Below are 25,655 nucleotides of genomic sequence, written 5' to 3' on the forward strand. Positions count from 1 at the left end.
TTGAAAATACTAGATCGCTACATATTAAAACAATACATAAAGACGTTTTTAAGCGTCTTTATTGTATTAATGTTTATCCTTATCCTGCAAGCCATATGGTTATATATCAAAGAGCTAGCAGGTAAAGATCTGGATGTAGTTACTATAGTTAAATTTTTATATTACTCTACTCCTGTTGCTGTTCCTATTGCCTTACCTTTAAGTGTATTATTAGCAGCTATTTTGGTTTTTGGTAACATGGCAGAAAACTATGAATTTGCTGCGATGAAATCTAATGGAATCTCTCTACAAAGAGCCATGAGATCATTAACCATCGTCATCTTAGGAATAGGCATTACCTCTTTTCTTTTTGCTAATTCTGTTATTCCATGGGGACATTTAAAGCAAAGAAATTTACGTGGGAATATTGCAAAAATTAAACCTGCGATGGCGATCAGTAAAGGAACTTTTAATCAGTTGGGTGACATCAATATTAAAGTTGCCGATAAAAGCGGTGAAAACGGTGAATTTCTCACTGACGTTATTATTCATAAGAAAAACTCTATGAAAAGCGGTAACCGTACCGTTATTAAAAGTAAAAGAGGCGAGTTAAAAAGCTCTTTAAAGTCTAATGTAATCCAACTAGTTCTTGAAGACGGAAATTACTATGAAGATCTGTATTTCAGGCAATTAAGCAAAAATAAAACATCACCTTTTGTAAGAAGTAGTTTTGATAGTTATACCCTAAACATTGATGTATCTAAATTAAATAAAGTAGACATTAACGATGAAACAGTTACTGATAATCATCGAATGCTTAAAATAAATGAACTCTATAATCGTATCGACACCTTTTCATTAGCGCTTACAAATAATTATAAAATTTATAGGACCAATCAACATAATACCTGGTCGCCTAACATCATAAATCGCAGAGTAAAACTGGATACCGTAAAGGAAAATCCAGAAGATTTACTGGCTAGTTTAGAAATTTTTAATCAAAGAAGAGCCATTGATGCAGCAATGTCTAAAATACGCAGTCAAAAGTCTTCCGTTAAGAATAGAGAATCTCAATTAAAAGGAGAAGAATCTAGGCTCGCTAAACATGAAATAGAAATTCATAAAAAATACGTTTTGGGTATTGCTTGTATTATTCTATTTTTCATAGGAGCACCATTAGGCGCTATTATTAAAAAAGGTGGTATGGGATTACCACTAGTTGTTGCCACAATTTTCTTCCTTACCTACCACTTTATCGGGATTTTTGCAGAGAAAGCAGCTACAGAAGGTGCTTTCCCAGCATGGTTAGGTGCATGGTTAAGCACATTCATTATTTTCCCTATAGGCATCTATCTCACCTATAGAGCGACTACAGATCAAGGAATATTCAGTAACGAATTTAGCTTTGCAAAGCTTTTTTCAAAGTTTAAAAAACGCCCAAAATCTCCTAGCACAATAGCTTAATCCTTATCTTTGTAGTCAAAGGATTTTGGTTTATGATTATGCAAGAAAAAACTTCAACGACCATTCAACTCGATCGTATTGAAGATGCTATAGAAGACATTAAAAATGGTAAAGTAATCATCGTAGTAGATGATGAAAATCGTGAAAACGAAGGTGACTTTCTTGCTAGTGCAAGGTCTGCAACACCAGAGATGATTAATTTCATGGCTACTCATGGTCGCGGTTTGATATGTGCACCACTTACACAGTCTAGAGCAAAAGAGTTAGAACTTGCCATGATGGTAAATAATAATTCTGACCCAATGGAAACCGCCTTTACAGTTTCTATCGACCTAAGAGGTCACGGCGTTACCACAGGAATAAGTGCTAGTGATAGAGCAAAAACTATCCAGGCCATGATAAACAAAGACACCCAACCTCATGATTTCAGTAAGCCTGGTCATATTTTTCCATTAAAGGCAAAAGATGGTGGTGTTTTAAGAAGAACGGGACATACAGAAGCTGCCATTGATTTTGCACGACTTGCCGGTCATGAACCAGCAGGCGTGATTGTAGAAATCATGAATGAAGATGGTACCATGGCACGTTTACCACAACTGGTAGAAGTTGCAAAACAACACCATCTAAAATTGGTTTCTATAGAGGATCTCGTTGCTTATCGTATGAAACACGATAGCCTGATCGTAAAGAAAGAAGATTTTATGTTGAAAACACGTTTTGGCGAGTATCGTCTACGTGCTTATCAACAAACGACTAACGATCAAATTCACATTGCACTTACCTTAGGAGACTGGAATCAAGAAGATACCGTTTTAACACGTATGAATTCTACGCAAGTAAATAACGACCTCTTCTCTACTCTAACCAGCGAGGCAGATCGTAAAATTGATGCGATGTTTGACACGCTCAATAAGGAAGGAAAAGGCGCGATTGTTTTTATCAATCAGCAATTTGAACCTGAAAATATGTTGGGCAGACTAGAAGAACTTAAGGATCTTCAAGAAAATGGTGAGGTTAAAGCACCTAGACGTCATTTAGATAATAAAGATTACGGCATCGGAGCTCAAATTTTGCACGATCTTAATATCACACGACTTAAATTGATGTCTAATTCAGAGCAAAGTAAACGCATTGGTATGATAGGTTATGGCCTTGAGATCAAAGAAATTATCTCTTATTAAGATTTTAAATACGCTTTCGCGAAAGCGGAATTACCATCATGGCATTTAAGAAAGTTACAGAACAAGATTCTCGTTACCAGCATCTGGAAAAGATGAGCACCAAAGAGCTGCTTCAAAATATCAATAAGGAAGATCAAACTGTGGCAATAGTAGTAGAAAAAGAACTACCAAAAATTGAAGCACTTGTAGAGGTTATTGTTGCCAAAATGAAACATGGTGGAAGACTTTTTTATATAGGCGCAGGAACCAGTGGCAGATTAGGAATTCTGGATGCTAGTGAATGTCCACCGACCTTTGGTGTGGCGCCTGATAAGATTATTGGACTTATTGCTGGTGGTGATCTTGCGATAAGAAATGCGGTAGAAAACGCTGAAGATAATGCTGAACAAGCGATCATAGATCTTAAGAAATATAATATCACTAATAAAGATGTAGTGATAGGTATCGCAGCTAGTGGCACGACACCGTACGTAATAGGTGGATTAAAAGCTTGTAATAAGCTTGATATAACAACAGGTTGCATTACTTGCAATGCCGGAAGTCCACTGGACGAAGTAGCTGTATTTCCAATAGCTGTTGTTGTAGGTCCAGAATTTGTGACTGGTAGCAGTAGAATGAAGGCTGGCACCGCTCAAAAAATGATACTGAACATGATCAGCACCAGTGTCATGATACAATTAGGCCATATTAAAGGTAATAAAATGGTGGATATGCAGTTAAGTAATGACAAGCTTGTAGATCGTGGTACGCGCATGATCATGGAAGCTACTGGAATTAATTATGAAATGGCACGCCAGCTTTTATTAGATCATGGTAGTGTGAGAAACGCGATCGCTCAACAAGGAATTTGTTAATTATGGCACAACCATCTACAGATAGAGAAGTTCTAGTAAAAGGTATCAAAAGACTTGCATTGAGCGTTTTATTTATTTTTGCAGGTCCTATTCTTATTTATATAGGCGCAGGATCAGAGCACCCTATCATTTTCTTAATGCCAGGAATTGTTTTTGCCATTCTCGCTGTAGTTTTTATATTTCAAGGAATCCATCTGATCTTAGACGCTATGTTTAAGTCAAATAAAACAAGATAATGTATAAATCCATATTACTTTTTGTTATTATCACTTTAGTAAGTTGCAAGCCTTCTGGCGAAGAGAAAAGTGCTAAAACAGAAGAGAAAATAATTGAAGAGTCTTCCTTTATCATTGAAAGTTCTTTAGAGAATTCTAATGGTATGAATGGCGACATTAATATTATGGGATACTTTGTTGATCCTTCCATCAAAGGAACTTTACAACAAGACGGAAGCTTTAGAATAGAATTACCAGGGAATTTTGACCAAGTCACTGAAAAAGCTTTTGAAGCTTACAATTCTTCTCCTGTAGCTGACTATAATCTTAAGTATACTACAGCCTTAGAAAGTTTCCCTAATGCAGATGCTTTATCGTTTACTGGTAAAGACGCTCGATTAGCCTTTGCAGGTAAATATTATAGGTTTGAAGTTTCTTCAGATAATGAAAGCGCCTTTATATATCCAGCTTCTAGCGAAAACTTTGTTAAATATGTCGTTGGTACTAAGGATGCCATTCCAGAAACAGGATTCAATTATTATTATATTTATGCTAAAGATCCTTTTACCATAAATGGGGAAACAATACATGATTACTTATTTGAAGATGGTACGGAAGAGATTTATTCCCGAACAGACTCTTATCGTCTAGATGTTAAAAAAGGATGGAACTTAATACGTTATGAAATTAAGGAACTGGCTGAAAGTTCTTTAGGAACTGAAAATATTGCCAAAACATCTGTTATGAATCTAGACATAAATACAAAACCAGAAAGCTGGTTCATTAGTTCAAAATAATTGCTTTCTATTTAAAGTGATTTCTTTGATTGATGTTAAGAAGTAAGGCTTTGTAATGAGCAACGTTTTAATTAAAACAGACAATTTTTAAAAAGCAATCAAAAGTAACGTGGCATTATTTTAGTTATTTACCATCAAAACCATTCTATTTGAAATACTTATTTGTTTTTATTTTTAGTTTCTTCTCCTTAACTGCTTTTTCTCAAAATGTAGCAACAGATTCATTGATTCAAGTTTCTTCTAGTGGTGGACTGAGTCAAATTGATGAACAATTATTTCCTGGTGCCGTGATTTATTCTGGAAGTAGAAATAATCAAGTTTACGTGCAACATAAAGGAATTAAGATGTGGTGTGATAGAGCTGTATTTTATCCTAAGGATAACTTCATACGTATTTATGATAATGTACGAATGAATCAAGGAGATACTATTAGAATGAGCTCTAAATATGCTGAATATAATGGGAAATCCCAATTTGCTTTTGCCAGTGGTAATGTAGATATGAAAAATCCTGGTACTACTTTAAAAACCGACACCTTATTTTTTGATCGTGTAAAACAACAAGCTTATTATAGAAGTGGTGGAACCGTTCAAGATACCGCGAGTACTCTTAAAAGTAGAATAGGCCGTTATTTCATGGCAGAAAAACGGTATCAATTTCTTGACAACGTAAAAGTGACAAATCCAGAATATACTATCGATAGCGATCACCTTAATTTCTACACAGAAAATGGACATGCGTATATGTATGGACCATCTACCATAAAAGGTACCACAAGCACGGTGTATTGCGAGCGAGGTTTTTATGATACCAGAGCAGATGAAGGTTATTTTATCAAAAATTCTAAAATCGATTATAACAACCGTAGGGTAACTGGTGACAGCTTATATTTTAATAGAGGTAATGCATTTGCTAGTGCAACCAATAATATAGTGGTTACAGATACCATAAATAAATCTATAATAAAAGGTCATTATGCTGAAGTCTATCGGGCAAAAGACTCTGTTTTCATAACTAAAAGAGCCGTTGCAATATCCATTCAAGATCAGGACAGCGTTTACATCCATGCAGATAAATTAATGGTCACTGGCCCAGAAGATGATAGAATTGTTAGAGGTTTCTATGATGTACGACTTTTCAAAAGTGATTTAAGTGGTCGTTGCGATTCGATAATTACAAGACAAAGTACTGGACTCACAAAAATGCTCAGAAAACCTGTTTTATGGAGCGGCAAAAGCCAAATGACCGGAGACACCATACACATTCAAAGCGATACCAAAACAGAAAGACTAGACAGTTTACGTGTATTTTATAACGCTTTTATAGTAGACCAAGATACCAGCGGTGGTTTTAATCAAATTAAAGGTAAAGAACTGATTGGTAAATTTAATGACTCCAGCCAGTTAGAGGTGATCAACATGTATAAAAATGTAGAGAATCTTGTTTATTCCAGAACTGATGATGGTGAACTTATAGGTATTAATAAAGGTACTAGTGGTAGATGGGAAGTAGTATTTAAAGACAGTGAAGTGTCCACCACTACTTTCTATAATGAATCTAATGATATCACTTATAAACCTGAAGAGTTACCAGAAAATGCAAGAGAATTACGTGGTTTTATATGGCGTGGTGAGGACATGATCTTGACTAAAGAAGATTTGTTTAAAGGTAAACCACTCCCTATCTTGACACCTATTCAAGGAATACCTTTACCTAAATTAGAAGAGGACTTCTTTGATAAAAATCAAAAGTTTGAGATTAATGAGAATTCTAGGTTGAAAGAAAAAGATCTGAAAACAAGAACCACGGACACACCCAAGGCAATTAGAAAAGAAAAAGACGCTGATGAAAAATGATTTTTACCATTACCAAGCCCAAACTACTCCTTTTGCGCCTGGTATGGAGATAAGTCATGCAAAAGGAAATTACATTTATGACAAAAACGGTCGTAAATATCTCGATATGGTAGCTGGTGTAAGCGCACTACCATTAGGTCACTGTCACCCAGCGGTAACCAATGCCATTAAAAAACAAGTGGATAGCTATATGCACGTCATGGTTTATGGAGAATACGCTCAAGAACCAGCGGTAGAGTTATGTAAAAAACTGGCTTCTCTCCTTCCCGATCCTTTGGAAACTACTTATTTAGTAAATAGTGGGACAGAAGCTATTGAAGCATCTATAAAATTAGCTCGCAAAATTACTGGTAATTCTCAAATTATTGCGATGAAAAAAGCATATCATGGCAATACTATGGGATCCTTAAGTCTCATGGATTATGAAGAGCGCAAAGCCCCATTCAGACCATTACTTCCAGATATCAGTCACATTAACTTTAACTGTTTGCAAGATCTTAAATTGATTACAAAGCAAACAGCTGCGGTCATTATAGAAAGTATTCAAGGCGGCGCTGGTTTTAAAATACCTAGTAAGATATGGATGCAAGAATTAAGTAAACGCTGCAAAGAAACAGATACTTTACTTATTATTGATGAGATACAGCCAGGTATAGGACGTACCGGAAGCATGTTTTACTTTACGCAACATAATATTGTGCCAGATATGGTAGTAACTGGAAAAGGCCTTGCTGGTGGACTTCCTATAGGCGCTTTGACTACCAGTAACAAACATATGTCTTATTTCAAAGAAGCACCCATGTTGGGGCATATAACTACCTTCGGCGGTCATCCTGTGATTGCAGCTGCAGCAGTTGCCACGCTGGAAGCTATAGAACAAGGTAAGTTTATGGAAGAGATGTTAGGCAAAGAGTTACGCTTTCGCGAAAGCTTACAACATAAAAACATTACTGAAATAAGAGGTAAAGGTCTTATGCTTATAGCTTTACTTCCAGATGATCAATTTACTAGTCAAATAGTTAATGAATGTAGAAACAGAGGTGTAATTTTCTTTTTATTACTATTTGAAAAACGCGCCATAAGGATAACGCCACCTTATACCGTCTCCGATTCTGAAATTGAATTTGCCTGTCAGACGCTACTGGAAGTAACAGAATTATTTTACCCCAACTAATATAAAAGACTCTGTTTATAAGTTGTTGACAAGAGATTACTGGTTTATATCAAGATCATGTCAAAAAATTTGAACTTAGTAAAACTAGAATTCTTAATATTCTGTGTATGCAATTTGATTTAAATGATGACGGAGATTTGAGTATCAAAAAATTTGAACTTATGTTGAAATCCAACGAAATTGGCTTTTTTGACAGTAGCGAATTTGAACAAATAATCGAGCATTACCTAGAACAAGGAAAGATGGTTCTAGCTCGCAAAGCGATCGCATTAGGCATATCCCAGCACCCAAGTGCTGTAAATTTGAAACTCTTTAAAGCTGAAATGTACATTTTTGACAATCAGTTTGCACAAGCTGAGCATGTATTAAATGATCTTTTTGAAATTGAACCACAGAACTCTGAAATTTATATTCAAAAGGCTAATATCTTTTCAAAAACAGAAAGACACGACAAAGCTATTGAATTATTGAAAACAGCTTTAGATCTAACCATAGATCAAGCAGACGTCTATAATCTAATTGGGATGGAATTTTTGTTTATAGAAGATTATTCTAATGCAAAGGTCAATTTTATGAAATGCCTAGAGTTAGATGACACAGACTACTCTGCTTTGTATAATATTATTTATTGCTTTGATTTTCTGGAAGAACACGAACAAGCGATAGACTTCTTAAACTTATTTTTGGATAAAAACCCCTATAGTGAGGTGGCGTGGCATCAAGTAGGCAAACAGTACTTTGATATCAAAATGTATGAAAAGTCACTTGCTGCCTTTGAATTTGCTATTATATCTGACGATCATTTTGTAGGTGCTTATCTTGAGAAAGGTAAAGTTCTAGAAAAATTAGGACGATATAATGAAGCTATCGAAAATTATCATATTACCTTAAAACTTGATGACCCTACCTCTTTTGCTTATCTAAGACTTGGTAAATGCTATGAAAAATTAGGCAATGACGAAAAGGCTATTGGTTATTACAAACAGTGTGTAAAAGAAGATCCTCTACTTGATAAAGGATGGTTATCTATTGTAAGGTTCTATACTAAGAAACTGGACTATCAAAAAGCGCTTAATTATATAGAAAAAGCGACAGAAATCGATACAGATAACGCGCTTTACTGGACAAAATATGCTTCCATAAATCGTAGGCTCAATTTTATAGAAGAAGCAGAATATGGATATAGAAAGGCTATTGAATTGGGTAATTATGAATTATCCACATGGATCAATAGATGTGATATATTGATCCATTTGGGTGAAATTGATGCTGCTATTTCAAATGTGGAAAGCGGCTTAGAGTTTTATACTGATGAAGTAGAACTTGTGTATAGGATAGCAGGTCTTTACTTCAAAAATGGTGAAAATGTGAAAGGAAAATTTCATTTACAAAATGCTTTCAAAAACAATCCTGATTATGTCATTATCATAGAAGAGCTTTTTCCACAACAATATAAAAGTCCTGAAATACAACAACTATTAAATTTATGATTCATGTTTTTCTTTCATAAATCTGTCTACCTTATCGATTTGATAGAGGGAATTACAGATATGCATAATCATATACTTCCTGGCATTGATGACGGTGCTCCTAATTTGGATACGACTATTGAAATGGTAAGAGCTATGAAATCCATAGGTATCAAGAATTGTATCGCAACACCGCATACCATGGAAGACTATTATCATAATGATGTAGAGAAAATAGAAAAAGTCCATTTATTTACTAAAAAGGAATTAGCGGCAACAGATACCAGAGACTTTATTATGAAAGCTGCATCAGAATACATGATGGATTCTCAATTTGATCAAATTCTAGAGGATAGAAACTTCTTATGTGTTCATAAAAATTATATTCTTACTGAATTATCTTACTTTCAAAGACCTGATCAGCTAGAAGAACTGGTTTTCAAGATGAATCAAAAAGATTTAATCCCTATTCTTGCGCATCCTGAACGTTATCGCTATTTTAAATCTTTAGAGGTTTTTAAAAACCTAAAGGAAAGAGGTTTTGACCTACAGCTTAATATATTATCTTTAACTCAACATTATGGTGATGAAGCATTTAAAAAAGCAAAAGAACTTTTAGAAAAAGGCCTGTATGAATTTATTGGGACCGATGCCCATAAAGTGGAGCATATTGAAAAAATCAAGGAAATAACTATTAAAAAGAAACAAATTCCATTTGTAAACAAGCTTGTAGATAACCACAAGCTTGTTTTTGATTTTTAAAATACAAAGTCGGTTGCTTAGGTACTGAAGACAGATTTTAATCTTTTCAGTAAAGATTTCTTTTCTGCACCATAAGCATAACCATATTTATTTCCATACCCAAAGTTAGCTAGCTTCACATTATTTATAACAGCAGCTACATTGCTCAACTTACCTTGATCAATGGTATCAGAAACAAACTCCAATAATGAAACATCTGTATAACTGGCTCTAGTAACGTATGCGGTAACGTCTGCATATTTATTGATTAATAGCGTATCTGTTACTAAAATAGTTGGTGCACTATCAATGATTACTAAATCATAATTATTTCTCGCTTCTTCAAATAGCTTTTTAGTTCTGTCCTGCATCCAAAGCTCAGCTGGATTAGGAGGTATTGCGCCAGATAATATGACATCAAGATTGCTATTTAAAGAAGATCGAATTACTAAATCTTCCAATAATAACTCATTAGTTACAAGGTATTCTGTAACACCTTTAGTTCTTTTTGAAACTTTATCAGAAGAATACCTATGCAATTGCGGATTTCTAATATCACCTCCAATTAATAATACCTTTTTACCAGAAAATGCAAAAGTATTTGCAATATTGTAAGCAACTAAGGTCTTTCCTTCTCCCTTAACAGTGGATGTTACTAGAACCACTTTAGTTTTATCATGATCTATAGCATTTAACTTGTACTGTAGATTAGTTCGTATGATTCTGAATGATTCTGCAAGGACAGAACGGTCATTAGGTACTATATAGTCCAATGTATCACTATCTAATTTAGGTACCTCTCCCAGAATATTCATATCAGGTAAATACCTTTGAATATCTTTTCTGGATTCAATTTTGTTATTAAATAATACCATTATATAAATAAAGACTATTGGCAATATAAATCCTGCTATCGCACTACCTGCATAAATGACTAAAGGTTGTGGTGCTACTTTACCAAGATCAAATGCTGCATCAACAATTTTTGCTTTAGGAGATGTAACCGCTAATGATATGGCTGTTTCCTCTTTTTTCTGAAGAAGGAAGAGATAAATAGACTCAATAATTTCTCTTTCTCTTTCAATGTCTCTACTTATACGTTCCGTTGATGGTATTTGTGCAATTCTACCGCTGATCCTATTACTTTCCTCAAGGATTTTTTGACGTTTAACAGAGAGTGATTTTTGATAATTCGAAATCGAACTTATAATGTTTGATTTTAAAAGATCTATTTTTTCTTTCAAATTAATAGCCGTAGGATTTTCGGTAGTAGAAAACTCTAGCAACTCATTATATTCAATTAAAGCAATGTTGTATTCGTTGATCAAGCCATTTAGATTGCTATCCGCAATACCTACATTTACTGGTAAAGTAGTTTTACTATTTGATTCTTTAATATAATTGATAAAATAATTGATAATTTGTATTTCAGTATCAATTTGAGAAACTTGTTTTTTATACTCTTGTGAACCTTGTAAGTTCATCATCACCTCAGCACTAATATCGGTTAAACCTAGTGATTCTTTGAAGTCTTGTTTTTTGAGTTCTGTAGAATCAAGACCTATTGAAATAGCATCTAATCGTTCATCAATGAAACGTGCCGTGTTTAAAGCAACAATATTTTTATCATTAATCGCATCTATATTGAACTGCTTAACCAATTCATTTAAAATATCTTTTGCTCTAGCAGGCACTTGATCAGATATTTTTAAATTGAGAACACTTCCACTTCTTGCCGCTTCAGTAATTTGCAATTTACCAGAGAATGATAAACTTGCCATTATTGGGTCTTTTATCTGCACCATCAATTCTAAACCTATCACTTTTTCAAGAACACTAAAATCAGGCACCAATATAAAACTGTTATTCAACGTTTTATGTATATCACCGAATGTAAATTCTTTATAATCCTCCTGTTGATTATTTCTAAAACTATAGGTACTATCAGACTGAATAACCACTTCAAACTTGGTGGTGGAAATAAGACTATCCACATTATTGTTGTCAAAAGTGTGAACTATAAAAGGATGCGACTGGTATAAATCTAAATTTTTAAAATTACCTTTTCTATAAATATTAGTACCCAGATTTAATTCTTTACATACAGACGACATCAATCTTCTGGACTTTAAGATTTGAATTTCGTTTTCAATACTATTAGAATTAGAACCTAGAACACCTATTTCAGAAAATGCTCCTAACTCAGAAATCCCACCGCCAGAACGAGTGTCTTTGATAAGTATAGTTGTTGATGCTTCATAAACATCGTCGGCATACCTCAAATAAATATGAGCAGCGGCAAGAAATAAGACTAAGAATAACAGCATCCAGGACCATCTACTTAAGTACGGTTTTAAAATTTGGTCTAAATTATCAGTACCTTGATATTCCTTATTGGGTAAGTCCTTCATAATTATCTTCTATCAATAACAATAAAAAGTGTTAAAGCTAATGATGTAATTGATAGTGCTAGCTGTGTGTAAAAGGTATTGTCTCCGGCAGCTCGTACTTGAGCACTGTTAGGTTCAACTACAATAACATCGTTTTGCTGTAAATAATAGAAATCTGATGCAAAAACATCGCTCTTAGTAAGGTCTATTCTGAAGGTATCCTGGCTACCCTCAGCATTTCTTATTATTAGTATATTATCTCTTTTAGCTTTAATATTAAGATCTCCTGCTAAACCTAGCGCTTGTAAAATAGTTATCTTACCTTCAGGAACATTGAAAGTTCCAGGTGCACTGACCTCACCCAATACCGTAAATTTAAAATTGAGTAATTTAATATTTACCGAGACGTCTTTTAAATACCGTAATAATTGTTTTTCAAGAAAATTCTCTAGTTCCCTTTGACTTAATCCTGCCACTTTAATTTTGCCTAGTTGCGGGAAGTTTATTTCACCATTACTATCTACTACATATTGTGGCCTTGAAAAGGTATTTTGATCATCTCCATTACTATTGGTTTCGATAGCAAAATAATTAAATGGCTTTGCAGCATTCATATTCTCACTAACAACAATTATCTCAAGTAAATCATTGACTTTTAGTATATCTTGGTTTTTATACTCTACGACTTTAGAAACCTGTTCCAAATCTTGAAAATAAACGAGTTCTTTTCTGGAAACACAAGATGAAAGAAGAAGCAATAATAAGAGTATAGATACCTTTCTAAGACGATAAATTAATTTCATAAAAAGATATAAGTTTTATTTTATTCTTAAAAGATCTTTTGGCGAGCAAAGATACATCTTTCTAAACTTTAACTTCCTTATCCAATAGCTCAAAAACACTATTTTTACTAATAAATTCAGGAACCAGAAGCTTTATCTTACTCACTACTGCTACATCATCCTCATTTATTGCTGCGTTTGTAATTTCATGAATATGGTTCATTACGATTTCATAATCCAAATAACTGTCGATAGTAATCATAATTTTTTGATGATGAGTAGGCAGCGTGGTAGATGTATTACTTAACAATTCTTCAAAGAGTTTTTCACCTGGTCGTAAACCTATTATCTTGATATCAATATCTTCATAAGGTTGAAAACCTGAAAGTTTGATCATTCGCTCTGCCAGATCCATAATTCTTACTGGCTTACCCATATCAAATACAAATATTTCTCCTCCATTACCCATCGTTCCCGCTTGTAAGACCAGTTGACAAGCCTCTGGGATGGTCATAAAATAACGGATGATATCTTGGTGAGTCACCGTAACTGGTCCACCTGTTTCTATTTGTTTTTTAAAATAGGGTATAACAGACCCATTCGAACCTAGTACATTACCAAATCTGGTGGTAATAAACTTAGTAGTTGTCTTGGCATGTTGTTGTAAAGATTGAACATACATTTCAGCAGCTCTTTTACTCGCGCCCATAACGTTTGTTGGATTCACCGCTTTATCTGTGCTTACCATAACAAATCTATCGATTCCATATTTTACAGATAAATCTGCTAGAAGAACAGTTCCTAAAATATTTACACAAACCGCTTCCTTAGGGTTCTTCTCGATCATAGGCACGTGCTTATAAGCAGCGGCATGAAAGACTACTGAAATTTTATTTGCCTTAAAAATTTGTTCCAATCGATCTTTTCTTCTTACGTCTGCTAAAACTACTTGGTACGCGACATTAGGGAATTGATCCTTCAATTCCAGCTCTAAGTCATACAAAGGTGATTCAGCCTGGTCTAAAATAAGAACGCATTTAGGGTGATAAGTAGAAACCTGTCTCACCATTTCACTACCTATAGAGCCTGCGGCACCTGTAATTAAAACGATCCGATCTTCTAAATAACTAGAGATTTGAGAGTCATCTAGTTGAATAGCATCCCGCTCTAAAAGATCCTCAATCTGAATTTGTTTTATTTTTGAACTCACATCTTCTTGATCTGACCATTGTGTAATTTCTGGAACATTAAAAATCTTTAAATGGTTAGCAAGAGCCTTATCCACCAACTCATTTTTTTGTGTAGTCGATAATTGAGAACCAGCTATGATCAGACCACTCACCTTCATAGGTGCTATCTTTTCATAAAATTTATTCCCATATCTAATGATAGGTTTTCCTAAAATTTTTATTCTTTGATGCTCTTTTCTAAAAGAAATAAAACCGGCTAAATTAAAATTTTGACTTTTTGAATTTTTTAAAGCCTTTGCCAACGCGATACTTTCATCGTCAACACCTACTATCAGTACCTTATAACTTTTTTGCTTATTTTGAGAAGCAAATGAATAAAATCGTTTCACTACCACCCTAAAAGAAAGTAAGCTTGCAAAAGTAATTGAAGTGTTGATTATGAGAAAAGGCATTAAAAACACCTTCTCATCATATAAAAAATCGTAACTGTAGTTAACAATAATAATTAAAACAGATGCTGATAAACAGGCTAATGCAATTTTAAAAATATCAACAAAAGTACTGTGCCTAATGAGTCCTGAGTACGTGCTGAAAACAAAGAAGAATGCAAGATAAACAAGAATAAAAAATAAAGCTTGTTGATAAATCGATAGCACCGAATATAAACTAGCGTTGATATTTTCTAACAGTAGAAATGAAATATAGAATGATATGACGACTAAAAGTAAATCAATAGCAATCACCACCCATCGAGGCAGGTATCTCAAACTACTGAATTGAAGAGAATTATCTCCATTCCAAAATATTTGAGCGATTCTATTTTTAAAGTAATTTACTTTCATTTTCTTTAACAAATGTAAAACAAAAAAAAAGACCGTGTATCCACACGGTCGTTTTTTTATCAAAAATTCAAAAGTAAAGCTTTATTTTTTTTAGTAAATCCAAACTTTTTAAAAATAAATCAAAATCCTGTCATTAGCTTGTTGACATGAGTTTCACCTGTTATTGCCTAACTATCTTATTGGTAGCCGATAAGCTTCCTTGTGTCACTTGAACGAGATACACTCCATTTTTCAAGTTATTTAAATTGATTAAGGTTTCCTTACCTGTAGACACTACGTTTTCAAATGCCACTACTTCCTGTCCCAGCATGTTATACACATTTATCTGTACTACCTCGCCTATAATTAGACCATCTATCGTTAATTCAGAACCATTGAATGGATTAGGATAAACTTGTACCGCTTTCGCGAAAGCGGAATCATCCAAAGTCAACACATTGTTCTCAAACTTTAAAGAAAATCTATTTTCATCTAAACTAGCTGGTATATTGGTATCAAAAGAAACACTAAGATTATTTACTCCAGCTGATAAAATAGTTTCAGCTCCTAGATAGTGATCTACCAAAATGGTTTGCATAGAATTCAATGCATTATTGATATGAAAAGTATAATCAACACCTGTTAATCCATTTAATTTCAAATCGATCTGCTCTGCAGGAACAGGAACTTCCCTTTGGGTTACACTTAAAGAAGTACCTAACGTTTCCACCGATAAATTTTCGTCTGGATTAACAAATTTAATGATATCCTGAGCATTGATCTGATTACTTCCATTAGCATCAAATGATATGATGATACCATCTCTTGCCTTTCCAGTGGACAACTCGTCATCTCTAAAAACAGACATGCTAATGAATTCGTTGCTATTACGGAACACAGCTGTAGTATTAGAGCTCGTTGACTTGAAAGACTCTTTGAACTTAATCACTGGTGATAATGTTGATGTATCATCATCATCCTCTGCGGTTGCTGTAAAGAACGCCTGACCAGGTTGTATGAATTCGTTTACTTCTGAACCTTCAACATTATTAGTACCTGTAGATATTGTATAGGTTACATAAGCACCTCGATCTCCAATGGTAGGGTCCCATGCGTAGTAAGCTCCTGAAATATCATTGGTTTCTGTATCATTATATAAGGTGGTAAAATTTACTTGCGCCTGATACGGATTTGCGACAAAATTGAAATCGCCTTCAACTTGGGATAAACCTACATTAAAATCTACGTCGTATTCACCGATATGTAATTCTCCAGTTGTGGTAAGCGTCGTTGCCGTAGGCGCTTGTGGACCAGCAGCCGTTAAGGAAACACTTCTATCACCTCTAATGAACAATCTAACAGGACTGCCAGGTGTAGGATAAGAATCGTTCATTGGAAAACCAATAGCACTAGTTGCCCCAGTCCACTGCTGTGCTGGTAAAAAAAAACGATTTGTATTAGCAAATATAAAAAAAGAAGGTGCATTGGTTCCAGACTGATCAAAACCGTCCTGTATGGAACCACCAGTAATGTGCGTCCCATATCCAGGAATATAACCAGGATCACCTGGGTTAAGACCACCTTGTTGCCAGTTTTCATAAATTGTACCTGCTGATGTAAAAGGTGTTTCAACTGTAGAACCTAAGAATCTAAAAGCTCTTTGAGCAGGGAAAAATTGTTCTACTGTTACATCGCCAGAAACAGCACCACTTACTACAGGCCCTACTACAGCAGTTTTGCCATCGCTACTTTTTAAAGTAAGGTTATCGTTAGTGGTTAGCGTACCAGATAACAAGTTCAAATTACCTATTAAATCTGTTTGCCCATTTAAATCAAGGTCTCCAAGAAGAGTTATTGACTCTACAGTACCTGAAGCTTCTACTGATGCATTCGTCGGATTTGCTAAAATTTGAATGTTATCAAGAGCAATTTCATCGCTGGATCCACTTCCTTGATCACTAGATGACCATGCAATAACATAAGTCCCATTAGCAGGGATAGATAGGCCTGTTAGATTCAACGCAACTAGATTTCTCTCCCACAATAGACTGCTATCATCAATAAGTCTTGATGACACACTAGATGCTGATATAGATATTAAACTTGATGAATCTACTCCATGAGATAGTAAAATCATTAGAACGGGATGCATTTTTATAAAAATAAGCATCATAAGCAATAGCAAGGTCTGTTATGGTTACCCCTGTATTATTTGTAAATACCAACTCGATGGTACCAGGCGTAAAATCACTTGATGTAGGCTGAAAACCTAAGGCGTAGTCGTTAGCAGCAACTTAAAAGGCATAAATACCACCTGCACTAACACCACCATCGGAAACCCCTTTACCAAAATCGTTGCCTGATTGTTCATCACCAAATGTTGTAGTACCATCTTCAAGACCACTTATTGCAAATGCATCTGCATCTAATTGACCAGTACTAGGCACTAATGCAAACCCAGAACCATCAAATGTACCATTATTCACATTTGTAACGGTATTATCAAAATCGATAAGGTATTTTGTGTCTACTACATCAATTTGTAATCCTTGAGGTTGAGGATCTAAAACCGTATACGTTTGTTCTGCGCTAGTGGTGGTTTCTGGCGTAGAATTACTATCCGTAGCAACAATTCTATAAAATACTTCTGTACCATCAGATTGTACTGGAATATCTCCTGTATACGTATTACCTGTCGAAGACATAGTAACATTATTAGATAAGTTGCCACTAGTCGTACCCCAATTCAATACTGCACTAGCAATACCATCTGTATCTGTAATATCTGCGGAAATGGTCACTACATCACTAGATGTAGGCATGCTAGGTGTGCCAGTTATGTTTGTGATTGATGGTGCTGGGTTCACCGCTCCAGTGTTTGCGACTACTTCAATGTTATCCAAATATATTCCTTCATCACCACTGGCAAAACCATTAAAGGTAAGGACAATAGACAACGTTGAATTCAAGTTTAAATTGATTAATTGTGAAGAAAAGGAAATGAATAGCTAACTTATTTGTAAATCGGTCAAAGATGCTCTAATGGCAGGTGTAAACTTTCTTCTACAAAAAGCCAAGAAACAAAACAGCCGCTTACTTTTAGGTTGCGGTTGTTCGTAAAAACTTAAAGTTATTACTTTTAAAAAACTTTAAGGATCGATTTTTTAATTCTATTTCTATCCTGATCGGTTAGATTTGATCCTGATGGTAAACACAGACCATTTTCAAAAAGAGTCTCACAAACATTGGATCCATAATAAGGAAAATCTTTGCACAACGGCTGTAAATGCATAGGTTTCCACAGTGGTCTGGACTCAATATGATCAGCCTCTAGAGCCAGCCTTAAATTTTCTCTGGTAATACCACCTGTTTTTGCTGGATCTACTAAAATGGCGCTTAACCAATGATTGGAGAAAATATGATTTGCTTTTTCTTTTTGTACGGTTACGCCATCTATATGTTCAAAAATGTCCTGATAAAAATGGTTCATTTTGCGACGTAAATCTATGTGTTTGTCTAGCACTTCCATCTGTCCACGACCTATACCTGCGCTTATGTTGCTCAATCTGTAATTGTAACCTACCTCACTATGTTGGTAATGTGGAGCGTTATCACGGGCTTGAGTAGCTAAAAATATGGTTTTCTCTTTTACCGCTTTAGAATGACATACCATAGCACCACCACCACTGGTTGTAATAATTTTATTACCGTTAAAACTCAATATACCATAATCTCCAAAAGTGCCACATTTTCGTCCTTTGTAAGTACTTCCTAGCGCTTCAGCACTATCTTCTATTACTGGTATTTGTTTCGCTTTCGCGAAAGCGTGGATCTCATCAATTTTATACGGCATACCATATAAATGTACCGCCAATATTGCTTTGGGTTTTTTGCCCTTTGCGATACGATCTTCTACAGCCTCTTTTAAAGCATTAGGACACATGTTCCAGGTGTCGTACTCACTATCAACTAGGATAGGCGTTGCTCCTAAATATTGAACTGGATTTGTAGTACCGCAGAACGTAAAACTTTGACAAATCACCTCATCACCAGGTCCGACACCAGCCTGAATTAATGCCAAATGTATAGCGGCTGTCCCACTAGAAAGAGCTGCGACATGCGTGTTTTCTCTTTGATAAACTTCTAAATCCTTTTCAAAACCTGTAACATTGGGTCCCAAAGGAGCCACCCAATTGGTATCAAAAGCTTCTGTTACATAATTCCTTTCGGTTCCACCCATGTGTGGAGAGGAAAGCCATATTTTATCTTTTATCATAAAACAATTTTGATAAACAAAGGTACTGTAATGAGTTGAGAATTTAGTTGGTATTCGGCTTGTTCATTTTTGCCATTGCTGCAAAAACGAACCAAAAAGATCTAGGCTGTGGGACACCTGTCTAAAAATTTTAATACTTCAACTAAAGAAAAATAAAGTTAGTGCTTTTTAAAAATGTTCTCCGCCTGTAATCAACGGCATCAATAGTTAGCACCTTTTTGCCTGTTAGGATTTTTCTTTGGTCGTTTCCGTATCTTTATTTTTTACGACAGACTATCCAAGGCCGTTTTTTAAGAATTCTATTGATGATTTCGGTCCGCTATTATTTAAATTCAAGCTATTTAGTGACTGTTCAGATCATAAAGGCATTTAATGGTTGTTAAGCTTGTTCATTTTTGCCATTGCTGCAAAAACGAACCAAAAAAATCTAGGCTGTGGGACACCTGTCTAAAAATTTCAATACTCCAACTAAAGAAAAATAAAGTTTGTACTTTTTAAAAATGCACTACGCCTGTAATCAACGGCATCAATAGTTAGTACCTTTTTGCCTGTTAGGATTTTTCTTTGGTCGTTTCCGTATCTTCATTTTTTACGACAGACTTCCCAAGGCCGTTTTCTTAAAACAGCATTAGTGGTTGTGATATAATGTTTTATAGTAACGAGTGACCAATAAAGAATAACGAAATTAAAAATTCTGAGATTGTTAGCGCCATAAAGATTTTAAGGTAAGCACTATGATTTTTACATCGTACCAGAAACTTCTTTTTTCTAAATATTCCAAATTCATTTTTACTTTGTCTGGAAATATTACGTCATCATTATATTTTATTGGATCATTTTGTTGAGCTAGTAATTGCTCTTCATTACGGTATTTAATTGCTGCCCTACTGGTAAGTCCCGGTTTTAGTTGGAGTACCTTACGGTCTTCGCCTGCTAACTTATCATAATAGCCTGGTAGGTCTGGCCTGGGTCCTACCAGTGACATATCTCCTTTTAAAACATTAACTAATTGGGGTAATTCGTCTATTTTAGTTTTTCTAAGGTATTCACCTAGCCTAGTAACTTTACCATTTTTCATGGTTTTTAACTTATAGATGGTAAATCGTTTGCCGTGTTGTCCTATTCTGGTTTGGGTGAATATGGTAATACCAAAGAGCAAACAACTAATGCCTAGCGGTACCACAAGCAACAAGCTAACGAACGTAGCGATAACTAGATCAAAACTACGTTTCATTGTGCGTCTTAATGATGCGTCCAGGATTTCCTACGACGGTTGAAAAATCTGGAATATCTTTTAAAACCACAGTTCCTGCACCTATATTGCACCATTTGCCGATTACAACACCTGGTAAGACAGTAGCATTTGCACCTATATGAGTGCCTTCTCCTATAGTCACGTTGCCACATAGCGTACTTCCCGGAGAAATATGTGCATAATCACCAATAGTACCATCGTGCTCTACCGTACAATTAGTATTGATTATCACATGGTTTCCTATAACAACATCTCGATTAGCCACAGCAGCTGGCATTATCACTGTACCTTTTCCGATTGTCACTTTTTCCGCTACTATGGCATTAGCATCAATGGCTATACAAAAGTGAGCATCAGGAAATAAATTGCTGATTTTTTTTCTGATTTTATTATCCCCAATAGCAATTATCAGTTCTTGTGGTATGTGATTTGACGCAACAGATTTCCCACAAAACTCTGTTATATTAGGATTATCATCAATAAAACCAGTAACCGACGTACCCTTTGAAGTCAATACATCAAAAACTACTTTACCATGACCACTTGCACCAAAAATATACATTACTGTCCTTTAAATTTAGTTGTAGTAACTTGTCCTTCAGCGGTTATACCTTCTGAAACAAATACCTTTTTAATCGTTTTACATACAATCTTTAAATCTAATAAAAAACTTTGATGATCTACATACCACACGTCCAGTTCAAACTTCTCTTCCCAACTAATGGCATTACGCCCATTTACTTGTGCCCAGCCTGAAATCCCTGGTTTTACCTCGTGCCTGCGCGATTGTTCTGTGGTGTATAATTCTAGATATTCTGGCAATAATGGTCGTGGACCTACAAAACTCATATCACCCTTAATAACGTTGAGTAACTGCGGTATTTCATCAAGCGATGTTTTCCTAATAAACTTACCTAAGCTGGTAAGTCGATCTGCATCTGGAAGTAGATTACCATGCGGATCTTTTTTATCATTCATAGTCTTAAACTTGATGATTTTAAATATTTTGGCATTTTTTCCTGGGCGTAGTTGGGTAAAAAATGGTTTGCCATTATTTGCTATAAACAAACCAGTCGTGACCAAAATAAATATAGGACTCAGCAATAATAAACCTATCAATGCTGCAAGTAAATCTGCAATGGGTTTTATGATAGTTTTGTACATGTTAGCTTTTCGATAAATTAGGCCTTCTCATTCATAATGTTTACCTCAATAAACAAAATTAATACAATATTGTTTAGTCGGCTGTACAATTAAGGATTCAATTGTTCCATTTTAAACTCAAAAGCCTTTGATACTCCTGCAATATGGCATCCCAAACCTGCTGGCGTTCATATCGATCTACAATTGTCGATCTGGAATGAGCAGCTAATGATAAACGCTTTTCTTTATCATTTAACAATGACACCATAGCATCTTGTAAACTCTTCGAATCTTTAACAGGGATGATTATACCATTCACATCTTGGGTAATAATTTCATTACAGCCATTGATGTGAGTTACAATCGACGGTAATCCCATTGCACCAGCTTGCATGACAACGTTAGGAAAACCTTCTCTATAGCTTGGAAAAGTAAGCACATCTGCAATAGCAAAATAAGGACGTACATCCTTTTGATAACCTACGTGGAATATTTTATTATGTGTTAATATGGTTGTTTTCGTATCAGAATTTAGAGCATCCAGTTCCTCTTCAAATGGACCAACTAATAATAAACTACAAGAATTTTTAGTTTGATCTATCGCAGTAAAAGCTTCTACTAATTCATTGATTCCTTTGTCGCCTACTATTCTTCCTACAAATACAAAAACCACATCTCTAGATGAAATCCCGATTGCCTGGTTTAAATCTTTTTTAAATTGATCATCAAAATTATCTTTGAAATGAGAGGTATCTATTCCGTTAGAACTACCATTCCCAATAATTTTAATTTTTGAAGCTTTCGATAGATTCTCTTTGATGATGAAATCTTGCAACCCTTTAGAATTTGGATAGACTCTAGTAGCGCAAGAATAGGTAAGTTTTTCAACTAGGTTTAGAATCGTTCTTTTGATACCATTTGTTTCCATGAGCGGTAATCCGGCAACAGTATGCAACCTGATAGGTACACCAGCTATTACAGATGCTATCATTCCTACAATACCTGCTTTGGGTGTATGGGTATGTACGATGCTTGGTTTTTCTTTTCTTAAGAATCGATATAGTTTCCGAATAGCGATTAGATCTTTTATAGGCGTTATTTTACGAGTCATTTCCAAAGGATGAAAATTTACACCTTCTCGTTTCGCTACTTCAGAAAGATACGGCTCATCGCTAGAAACTGCGGTAACTTCAAAATGGGAATTCATAAAATGGAGCTGCCTTTCTAGTAATTTGTCTAGAGAGATAGGCACCGTTGTGATTCTAATGAGTTTAGGCTTGCGATTCAAGTTTTGGCTTTTTGTAAGATTCTATAATGATATATAACATTACTATATAAAAAATGGGATAAACATCGATCTCGTGCGAGCAAAGATACCCAATCCAGCATAGCGCTGAATATAAATTAATGCACCTATAATATTAAATAGTAACATACTTAACAATGTTACATTCCATTTCACCATTTTATACTTTAAGATATACCTGATAGCACTCCAAATCAACAAACCAAAAACCAAAAGATTTTTAATACTTAGAATCCAACCATAAGGATGGCTTACATCATAGAAAAATGGTCTAAAAAAGAAGGTAAATAATTTATAGGGATAATTATAGTATTGGATAGGAACATAAGAACCACTACCTATAAATGAATCTCGCCATCGGTGATTGTTTAATAACCATCGATCTATATCCCATGGATCAATATGTATGATCTGACAAACCATAAGGTAAAAGATCAACAGCATAATGAATAGCAATGCTGTATATAGTAATTTACGCTTTCGCGAAAGCGGAACCAATATGAGATATGCAGCACCTATTCCAGATGTAAGCATTAATAAAACGTGAGGTCGCAATAGTGCCAGTGTAATAGCAGCTATCACCACTTGCCATGACCACCACTGCTTTAGGTAGGTTTGTAGAAATACTGTTACGATGCATAACAAACAAATCACTTCTTTAGTTATTCCTGAAGTCCAGAAATGTAAGTTGGGTAACAGTAACCATAAAGCAGCTATAGAACTATTAAACCTCGCTGAAGAGTTTCCAACTATCAATGTAATTAATTTAAATAATTGAAATACCGCCATCAAACCTATGATGCTGAAAAGGAAATGGCCTACCCAGAATGGTAATTTTAATAAGACTGCAAACGGATAATTAATCCACCTCATGAAAGGCGTACCTATTCTAAAATATTCAAACCAAATGGATGAATCAAAATTAGAATTGTTTACAAACCAGTAATATTGTGAATCACTAGGATTGCCTTCAAGATAGTAATAGTTTACCATAGTTGCTATGGTATGAACAATAAGAATGAAGCTATATAATAAGTTGTTTTTAGTAATAAAACGCATGAAGTGGGCTAGTGAGTCACTTTTTTAATTTCATGTTTTTGTTGTTGATATGAAAAAGCCCATAAACAAATGAATAACAAAGCTGGTATAAACATATTTTTTTGACGTAGCATGATACCTAAATTCCCTAAAATCAATGAAAAAGAAAGTGTCCCTACGATTAGGAAAATGAATAGGGATTTCACTATATAATTACCAGCTGCAAATATTTTAATGGGATTTAGTTTAAACATTTTCCAACTTAAAATCAAAAGAATTAAATTTTCAAAAGATGCAACAATGGCTAATACGCCATTAATATCAAAAAATAACGGACGGAACAAAAATGTAAATATTTTTAAAGGATAGGGATAACTTGAAATATCTACTGACGATCCTGTTCCAGAACGACTTAAATTAGTAGCTCTAGTCCCGGCAAAATCATTAATAGTTGACGCATCTAGATCTTCAATTTTTAAATATGCCATGATCTTGTCAAAAAGCAGTGCAAAAGCAATTAAAAACATAGTCCCGAAAATTATTTTTTGGAACAGCTTTAAGTTACCATCTAGCACAAAACCTGTCCCAAAGGAAATGATCAGGAACATTGTAATATGTGGTCTCACAAGATAAGAAAGCACCAATACAAGAGCTATTTTAAATAAATGTCGTGACGGCTGCTGCATACTGTACACAAATACTCCAATACAAAAAAACAACAAAGTATCCTTACTCAATCCAGCAGACCAGAAATGTAAATTAGGCAGAAAAAAAACTAATGGGAAAAGCTGATATGCTCCAAGTGTACTGTTATGAGTTACATTATTAATAAACACCCTATAAAAACAACCTAAACCTATGTAACCTATCAAAGTGTAAATCATAGTAAGTCCAAAAAAGCCCATCAACTTTGAAGGCAACACATTTAGCAGATACATTCCAAAAGTTCCTGAACCATTTGTTAAAAACAACGAAGTAGCCTCTTGTAATGATAAGCTTTCACTTACCTTATAGTATCCTAAAGAATCACCACCAGGACCATATACAATATAGAGCCAATAAATACAACCAAATAACAAATGGAATAACCATAAGCGTTGTAGATTTTTTTTATGCCAAGCGGAGAGTCCTTTAGAGAAGGAATTTTGAACCATGTTGCCAAAAAAAATCACGAATAAAAAAACTAGAATATCAATCAAGTGTTTAAATTTTTGTTATCGTTTTTAAAATTAAATGTTTAACTTTTTTGGTTGAGTATTTTTCAAAAGCTCTGTAATATAAATAACCGATTACAACGGCTATGAATAATATAATAAACAAATATATATATATGAATTAATTTCAAACTTAAATTTAGTAACTAATTTAACCAATGCTGATTGAATAGGATTATGAACTAAATAAATGGAATAACTCGAATTACCAATAATCGTAAATAATTATTTTTTATTAAATGAAAAATTATACTGAGTAATACTAAGCATCAAAAGTGAAAAAACAAACAAGGAAAAAATGGTATTGAAATAAAAAGTAAACAATTCTATTCTATAAAAAATAGATACACAGTATGTAGCCTTCCCTTTTTTGTAGGCTTCCCAAAAAATGTAGGCTTCCCGAAAAATAGGACAATGATTAATTAGAAAATTCTAATTTTAAACATCAATTGTCATTATGAAGAAAAGTAGATTTACAGAGAGCCAGATTATCAAGGCACTCAAAGAAAA

The 25,655-nt window shown here is 34.5% G+C and carries 21 protein-coding genes; 9 read left to right on the plus strand and 12 right to left on the minus strand.

Going from position 1 to position 25,655, the window contains the following annotated elements:
- From ACTF54_RS08990 to ACTF54_RS09030, 9 genes are all read left to right on the plus strand, one after another.
- Complete coding sequence (locus ACTF54_RS08990; protein ID WP_438969182.1) at positions 1–1,443, plus strand: LptF/LptG family permease; 1,443 nt, start codon at positions 1–3, stop codon at positions 1,441–1,443.
- A 32-nt stretch (positions 1,444–1,475) separates the two neighbouring features.
- Positions 1,476–2,624 carry a 3,4-dihydroxy-2-butanone-4-phosphate synthase gene (ribB, locus tag ACTF54_RS08995; RefSeq protein WP_347197221.1) on the plus strand — a complete coding sequence of 383 codons (1,149 nt, stop codon included), beginning with the start codon at positions 1,476–1,478 and terminating at the stop codon, positions 2,622–2,624.
- Between the two features lie 38 nt (positions 2,625–2,662).
- Complete coding sequence (murQ, locus tag ACTF54_RS09000; protein ID WP_438969183.1) at positions 2,663–3,478, plus strand: N-acetylmuramic acid 6-phosphate etherase; 816 nt, start codon at positions 2,663–2,665, stop codon at positions 3,476–3,478.
- A 2-nt stretch (positions 3,479–3,480) separates the two neighbouring features.
- The gene (locus ACTF54_RS09005) at positions 3,481–3,714 is read left to right on the plus strand and encodes a DUF6095 family protein (protein WP_347197219.1); all 234 of its coding nucleotides are present in this window, start codon (positions 3,481–3,483) and stop codon (positions 3,712–3,714) included.
- Positions 3,714–4,490: a hypothetical protein gene (locus tag ACTF54_RS09010; protein WP_347197218.1), complete on the plus strand. Its 777-nt coding sequence runs from the start codon at positions 3,714–3,716 to the stop codon at positions 4,488–4,490. Before ACTF54_RS09005 ends, ACTF54_RS09010 begins: the two co-directional genes overlap by 1 nt.
- A 149-nt stretch (positions 4,491–4,639) precedes the next feature.
- Positions 4,640–6,346 carry an OstA-like protein gene (locus ACTF54_RS09015; protein WP_347203142.1) on the plus strand — a complete coding sequence of 569 codons (1,707 nt, stop codon included), beginning with the start codon at positions 4,640–4,642 and terminating at the stop codon, positions 6,344–6,346.
- Positions 6,336–7,520, plus strand: coding sequence for an aspartate aminotransferase family protein (locus tag ACTF54_RS09020; RefSeq protein WP_438969184.1), 1,185 nt, complete (start codon positions 6,336–6,338; stop codon positions 7,518–7,520). The genes ACTF54_RS09015 and ACTF54_RS09020 overlap by 11 nt, the downstream gene beginning before the upstream one ends.
- 107 nt (positions 7,521–7,627) lie before the next feature.
- Complete coding sequence (locus tag ACTF54_RS09025; RefSeq protein WP_347197215.1) at positions 7,628–9,010, plus strand: tetratricopeptide repeat protein; 1,383 nt, start codon at positions 7,628–7,630, stop codon at positions 9,008–9,010.
- A 60-nt stretch (positions 9,011–9,070) separates the two neighbouring features.
- Entirely contained in the window at positions 9,071–9,751 is a 681-nt protein-coding gene (locus ACTF54_RS09030; protein WP_438969185.1) for a tyrosine-protein phosphatase, read from the plus strand.
- Positions 9,752–9,768: 17 nt separating this feature from the next.
- Here the strand turns inward: ACTF54_RS09030 and ACTF54_RS09035 are convergent, their stop codons facing one another.
- The 12 genes from ACTF54_RS09035 to ACTF54_RS09090 form a co-directional block, all read right to left on the minus strand.
- Positions 9,769–12,141, minus strand: coding sequence for a GumC family protein (locus tag ACTF54_RS09035; protein ID WP_438969186.1), 2,373 nt, complete (start codon positions 12,139–12,141; stop codon positions 9,769–9,771).
- Between the two features lie 2 nt (positions 12,142–12,143).
- Positions 12,144–12,923 (minus strand): polysaccharide biosynthesis/export family protein, encoded by a 780-nt coding sequence (locus ACTF54_RS09040; protein WP_438969187.1) that lies wholly within the window; start codon positions 12,921–12,923, stop codon positions 12,144–12,146.
- 61 nt (positions 12,924–12,984) lie between these two features.
- Entirely contained in the window at positions 12,985–14,934 is a 1,950-nt protein-coding gene (locus tag ACTF54_RS09045; RefSeq protein ID WP_438969188.1) for a polysaccharide biosynthesis protein, read from the minus strand.
- Between the two features lie 160 nt (positions 14,935–15,094).
- Positions 15,095–17,050, minus strand: coding sequence for a T9SS type A sorting domain-containing protein (locus ACTF54_RS09050; RefSeq protein ID WP_438969189.1), 1,956 nt, complete (start codon positions 17,048–17,050; stop codon positions 15,095–15,097).
- Positions 17,051–17,207: 157 nt separating this feature from the next.
- Positions 17,208–17,882, minus strand: coding sequence for a hypothetical protein (locus tag ACTF54_RS09055; protein ID WP_438969190.1), 675 nt, complete (start codon positions 17,880–17,882; stop codon positions 17,208–17,210).
- 170 nt (positions 17,883–18,052) lie between these two features.
- A complete protein-coding gene (locus ACTF54_RS09060) occupies positions 18,053–19,189 on the minus strand; it encodes a DegT/DnrJ/EryC1/StrS family aminotransferase (protein WP_438969191.1) in 1,137 nt (378 codons plus the stop codon).
- A gap of 703 nt (positions 19,190–19,892) precedes the next feature.
- Positions 19,893–20,423: a sugar transferase gene (locus ACTF54_RS09065; RefSeq protein WP_438969192.1), complete on the minus strand. Its 531-nt coding sequence runs from the start codon at positions 20,421–20,423 to the stop codon at positions 19,893–19,895.
- On the minus strand, positions 20,413–21,006 hold the full coding sequence (locus tag ACTF54_RS09070; protein ID WP_438969193.1) for an acetyltransferase: 594 nt from the start codon (positions 21,004–21,006) through the stop codon (positions 20,413–20,415). The genes ACTF54_RS09065 and ACTF54_RS09070 overlap by 11 nt, the downstream gene beginning before the upstream one ends.
- Entirely contained in the window at positions 21,006–21,608 is a 603-nt protein-coding gene (locus ACTF54_RS09075) for a sugar transferase (RefSeq protein ID WP_438969194.1), read from the minus strand. Before ACTF54_RS09075 ends, ACTF54_RS09070 begins: the two co-directional genes overlap by 1 nt.
- A gap of 97 nt (positions 21,609–21,705) precedes the next feature.
- Positions 21,706–22,875 (minus strand): glycosyltransferase family 4 protein, encoded by a 1,170-nt coding sequence (locus ACTF54_RS09080; protein WP_438969195.1) that lies wholly within the window; start codon positions 22,873–22,875, stop codon positions 21,706–21,708.
- A 42-nt stretch (positions 22,876–22,917) separates the two neighbouring features.
- The gene (locus tag ACTF54_RS09085; protein WP_438969196.1) at positions 22,918–23,886 is read right to left on the minus strand and encodes a hypothetical protein; all 969 of its coding nucleotides are present in this window, start codon (positions 23,884–23,886) and stop codon (positions 22,918–22,920) included.
- A gap of 74 nt (positions 23,887–23,960) precedes the next feature.
- A complete protein-coding gene (locus ACTF54_RS09090; RefSeq protein WP_438969197.1) occupies positions 23,961–25,130 on the minus strand; it encodes a hypothetical protein in 1,170 nt (389 codons plus the stop codon).
- Positions 25,131–25,655: the final 525 nt, after the last annotated feature.

Source organism: Nonlabens sp., from assembly GCF_965657255.1.
In the GTDB taxonomy this organism is placed as follows: Bacteria; Bacteroidota; Bacteroidia; order Flavobacteriales; family Flavobacteriaceae; genus Nonlabens.